At 66.4% G+C, this 5,059-nt stretch carries 4 protein-coding genes; 2 read left to right on the top strand and 2 right to left on the bottom strand.

Going from position 1 to position 5,059, the window contains the following annotated elements; genetic code table 11:
- Positions 1-266: 266 nt before the first annotated feature.
- A complete protein-coding gene (locus EB084_19220; GenBank protein ID NDD30394.1) occupies positions 267-1,505 on the bottom strand; it encodes an FHA domain-containing protein in 1,239 nt (412 codons plus the stop codon).
- A 110-nt stretch (positions 1,506-1,615) separates the two neighbouring features.
- On the opposite strand from EB084_19220, the gene EB084_19215 reads away from it, so the two are divergent.
- Complete coding sequence (locus tag EB084_19215; protein ID NDD30393.1) at positions 1,616-2,557, top strand: serine/threonine protein kinase; 942 nt, start codon at positions 1,616-1,618, stop codon at positions 2,555-2,557.
- 50 nt (positions 2,558-2,607) lie between these two features.
- On the opposite strand, the gene EB084_19210 is transcribed toward EB084_19215, so the two are convergent.
- Positions 2,608-3,942, bottom strand: coding sequence for a serine/threonine protein kinase (locus EB084_19210; GenBank protein NDD30392.1), 1,335 nt, complete (start codon positions 3,940-3,942; stop codon positions 2,608-2,610).
- A gap of 127 nt (positions 3,943-4,069) precedes the next feature.
- Here EB084_19210 and EB084_19205 point away from each other — a divergent pair.
- A partial coding sequence (locus tag EB084_19205; GenBank protein ID NDD30391.1) for a hypothetical protein occupies positions 4,070-5,059 on the top strand: 990 nt, incomplete at its 3' end.

Here is a 5,059-nt window from a genome sequence, read left to right as displayed (position 1 = left end):
CCGCATGGGCGGTGGCTTCGGCCAGGGCTTCGGCCAGGGCTTTGGCCAGGGCTTCGGTCAGGGCTTCGGCGGCAGGTTCGGTCAGGGCTTCGGCGCCGGGTTCGCGCAGCACGCCGCGCGCTTTCGTTGATCGGAGGTCGATCTCGGTAACAGCTCGCTCCAGCCCTGGAGGGCTGGAGCAGGTAGGTCCTCTCTCGTAACGCTCAAACACTCTCTCTAAACGCCACGGCACAACGCCGTGGCGTCTTCATTTCTCCGGCGCGTCGCTAGGTCGTGCCCTGTCCCTTCAGGGTCTCGTGGAGAAGGAGCATCTCCGGGCCCGGCGTGAGCCCCATCTGCCTCTTGAGCACGCGAACGAAGTCGCCATAGCGTCGCAGCGCCTCATCTCGCCGTCCCATGGCACTCAACGCTCGGAGCAGCCCCAACATGCTGGCCTCGCGACAAGGCTCACGCTCGAGCGCCGCCTCGAGGAGCCTGGCCGCCGCTGCCGACGCCCCCTCCTCGAGTCGCAGCACACTCAGCGCGTCGACCGCGTCGAAGTACCGCCCCTCGAGCGTCCGCCGCCGGTTCACCACCCAGTCGTCGGTGTGTCCCTCGAGGAACGCCCCCTGGTACAGGGTGAGCCCCTCCTCGAAGCGCGCACTGCCCGCCGCCTTGGCGCTGGCGGCAAGATGTTGAGCCGCCTCGTCGCAGCACTGCTCGAACAGCCGAGCATCGAGGCGCACGCTGTACTGCGGGCTGATGCGATAGCCCGCCGAGGTATGCTCAATCGGGTCTGGCAGTGTGGCCGCCGCGGCGCGAAACGCACGGCGCAATCGAGACACGGTGGTCTGCAGCGCCGCGCGCGCGTCATTGAGGTTGTCGGGCCAGAGGAGATCAACGAGCCGCTCCGCCGACAGGCTGCGAGACAAAGGCCCATCGGCCAGGCAGACCAGGAGAACCATGGCTTTTCGGGCGGGCAGCACCTGCACGTCAATGCCACCAGCCGTCACACGCCCCTCGCCGAGAACGTCGATCAAGAGCGCGAGCGATTGCCCTCGCTCATCGCCCGCCGCGCCCTGCGTCTCGACCATCACTGGCTCGCGTGGAGCCACGTCTTGAGCAACCGGCGGCCCTGCGGCCAGGAAAGCCTCGGGGTCGGTGGCCTTCATCTGAAGCGTGATCATGGTGCGCGGACCGAGCCAGATGGGATCGCTGCCGTTCACCGGAACCGGCTCGTGGGGCTTGAGGTGCTGCTTCCCCACCCACGTTCCATTGGTGCTCAGGTCGACCACCACGACCCGTCCGCCCTCAACCGAGATCTTCAGGTGGCGTCGAGAGAGCGTGCGGTCATCGACCTCGGCCGACAGACGAATGTCGACGTCGGCGCCTCGGCCGACAAAGACCGGGAAGTCACGCAGCACGTGACACTCACCAGCTGAAGGCCCTCGCTGCACGCGCAGCTCGACCTCGTACGCGCAGACGGTGGTCTCCTGAGCCCACGGCGGAACCTTCACATCGCTCACGCTGACACAGGTTCAAGCCCGTCCGCGATGACTCCTCGCGCCGACGCGCCGAAGAAACAAGCGTGCCCGTGATGCAGGGAGCAACGTGACGCTCTTGAACCTCTGAACCCATGACCGATCTTCCGCCTCCCTATCGGCTGGTTCGCCCGCTCGGCCGAGGCGGCATGGCCACGGTGCATCTGGCCTGGAACGAAGACCTGGGCTGCGCGTTCGCCCTGAAGATGCTGGTGCCGGACACACACGGCCGCTTCACGACGGCGGCCATCACGCGCTTGCGCGAAGAGGGCGACATGCTCGCGAGCCTGCGTCATCCAGCGATACCGCGGCTGCATGAGCGCCTCGAGACCGACGCCGTGAAAGCCCTGGTCATGGAGCCCATCGACGGCGAGACCCTCGACACCATCACCCGAGGCGACAGCCCGCCTGCGGCGGTCACGCTCCTGCACTGGGCCGCTCAGCTGTGCGATGTGCTGACCTACCTGCACACGCTCTCTCCCCCCGTGATCTACCGGGACCTCAAACCGGGAAACATCATGGAGAACCGCACCGAACCCCGGATCAGCCTCATCGATTTCGGGAACGCGAAGCGCCTCGATCCGAGCTCGCGCCGCTCGACCCAGACCACGGCGCGAGGGGTTCTGACGCGAGGGTTCGCGGCGGTGGAGCAGTATCTCGGCGGAACCGATGCCCGCTCAGACATCTACGCCCTGGGCATCACGCTGCACGCCCTGGCCTCGGGCCACTCGCCACCGGAAGCATTGGCCATCGCCAACGGCAAGGCCAGCCTGGCCGATCTCCGAACGCTCCGCCCCGATCTCCCCAGCAGGCTGCACGACGCCATCGAAGCCATGACGCAGATCGACCGGAGGTTGCGACCGCAAGACGTGGGTGAGGTGCTGGCCATGCTGGCGCTCGACAAGCCCGACGCGCTGACGGCCACTGAGGCGCTTGCGCCGGACATGCCTCCCACCCACGCCGATGCCGGGGGGTCACTGCCCGAGGGCGGGGTGCGCGCGGCCTACGACCGCGCGCACCCCGCCCTCGGGCAGTGACCCCCCGCCTCTCGCCGAAACGGGCACGGGCTCTCACCGAGCCCAGCCCCTCACCCCGCGAGCGCCGCGCGCAATGCGTCGCGCGCTTCGGCCGCCGTGGGATAGCGTGCCTCCGGGTCTCGGGAGATCATGCGCATCACGACGTCAGATACCCGAAGCGATACGTGCGGGCACGCCTCGCGCAGCTCGGTGGGGGCCTTCGACATCTTGTCGAGCATGAGAGCCATGGAATCGTCGCCGCTCCAGGGGAATCGACCCGCCAGCGCCTCGTACAAGAGCATGCCCGCGCCATATACGTCGATTCTCGGGTCGATGGACTGATGATCGTCGACGAACTGCTCTGGCGCGAAATACATCGGCGTCCCCAGGAGGTCGCCGGTCCTCGTGAGACGCCCGCTGTGCGCGCTTGCGGCATAGGCGATGCCAAAGTCCATGAGACGAGCGCCACCATTCGGGCAGACCATGATGTTGGCCGGCTTGATGTCACGATGCACGATGCCGCGCTGGTGGAGATAGGCGAGCGCATCGAGCACCTGAAGACCTACCTGCCCGATGACCTCCACAGGCATCATCGACATCCGGAGCCGCTCCTTGAGAGAGACCCCGTTCACCAGATCCATCACGAGGTACGGATACCCGAAATCACCAAGACCGTCGTTGACGTCGTACACGTGCACGATGTTCGGATGGTGGAGCGTGGCCGCCACCTTCGCCTCGCGGGCGAAGCGCGCGCGAAAATCGTCATCATCGAGAACGTTCGGAAGGGGCAGCTTCATCGCGTGGTCAGTGCCGTTGCGACGAACGTGGTAGACCACCGCCATTCCCCCGACACCGATCTTCTTGACCACCTCGTAGCCGTCCACCCGCGTCGGCGCACTGCCGTCGAGGGGAAAGAGACCCGCTCGCGCCTCTGACTCAGACAGCCGCTCACGCGTCTCGTCGAGACGAAGGCGCAGCTCGCGGCTGCGACGCATGTGGGTGAAGCCAAACAGGGATGCAACGATCACCGCGAGGGCGAGCGTCAACAAGACGCGGGTGACATCGAGCACGACCTTCGGCTCAAAGCGGTAGCCGCTGCGGAGGAACTGAATCACCTTCAGATCACCGCGATGGAAGGACCAGCGATGAATCAGGCCAGCCGGGGCGTCAACCGCCACCTCGTAGACCAGGGGCCGCCCCTGCGCGTCGAGACCCGGCACCCAATGCCGATTGCTCCGGGTCTCGTGCCACTGCCCGCCCTCCAGGCGCCACCGAAAGGGAACGCCGGCCTCGCAGACGAGCTCGACAGCAGGTTCTTCCGAACGGGTCTGCGCTCGACACGGCTGCACACACGCAAGGGTGAGCAGCAGCGCCAGGAGACCAAGCCAGCAGACACGCTTCGCCATCTACAGAGGGCTTCTCGTAACCCTGCGTGCCCCCTGCAACACGCGGGAGAGGCCACGCCCGCGTGTTCGAGTCGCAGCCCATTCGGCGGATGGACGCTGCGACGCAGCCTCTGATATAATCAGGGGAATGCCTGGACATCGACGCGGCTCTGCCCTCATCACCGTTCTACTGGTGTCAGCCCTGCTCGTCGTCGTGTGCTTCTCACTGGCCTCCACCGCCCTGCTGAACCTGAACTTCGCGAACACCTACCAGGCACAGTCACAATCCCTGCTGATCGCCCAGGCTGCGGTGAACCAGCTGGCAGCCGAGCTCGACGACGCCGCAGACACGGCCATCGGAGGGGCCACTGACGGGCACGACGCCGAACGCCCGGATCTGCTCGCCCGATTCTCCCAGCGTCCCGTGTTCCCAACTGGCGCAGATCACTTCCCCGGAACGGCCACCATCACGTTCGACGCCTACGCAGAACGGTACTCGGTCGACAACTCGACCAGCGAGAACCCTGCGCAGGGCTGGGCGGACCGAGGAAGCAGCCGCACGTCGGTGCCGCCGTTCTGCATCGATCTCGTGGTCACCGTCAAGGTTGGCGACCGAACGACCGTGTACGACGCCCTGCTGCGCCGGCGCTGGCCCTACGCGCTCACCACCCCCGGTAAGGTCACGTTGATGGGCACCCCCACCTATGCCATCGACGGCGCCACGACCACCAAGGTCCCCAGCCGCGTGAACGGGAAGATCTACAACCTGCCACCCACGAGCTTTCTCATGCCTCCTCCGCCAGACGTCGACGCGCCCGTCGATGACGAGTTCAGCGTCTACGTCGAAGCCGATCTCATCCACAACCTGCTCCACGTCTTCCCCAGAGAGGCGTCCGCCATCACCGTGGGGGGCACCGCGATTCTCCGACCGCAGCCAACCCTGGCCAACCCGATGCCGGCACCGGTCATGATCGAGAGCCACGACAACGTTCTGCAGGGAAATGTAGACCTGTCGAGCCTCGAAGGCGAGATCGAGGTCGACGTCGGCCCCGGGAATGTCTGGACAGGAAGCGCGCGAACAGGCATCAAGCCGCGGCGGCTGGTGGCCAATCTGCAGCGCGCATTTCTCCTGCCGACC

It is taken from the genome of Pseudomonadota bacterium, from assembly GCA_010028905.1.
In the GTDB taxonomy this organism is placed as follows: Bacteria; Vulcanimicrobiota; Xenobia; order RGZZ01; family RGZZ01; genus RGZZ01.
This window is presented reverse-complemented; position numbering and strand designations above follow the sequence as displayed.

Bases quoted from the DNA above. Each gene is read 5' to 3' on its own strand.
- EB084_19210 (NDD30392.1), bottom strand. From the start codon at position 3,942: ATGGCGAAGCGTGTCTGCTGGCTTGGTCTCCTGGCGCTGCTGCTCACC.
- EB084_19215 (NDD30393.1), top strand. From the start codon at position 1,616: ATGACCGATCTTCCGCCTCCCTATCGGCTGGTTCGCCCGCTCGGCCGA.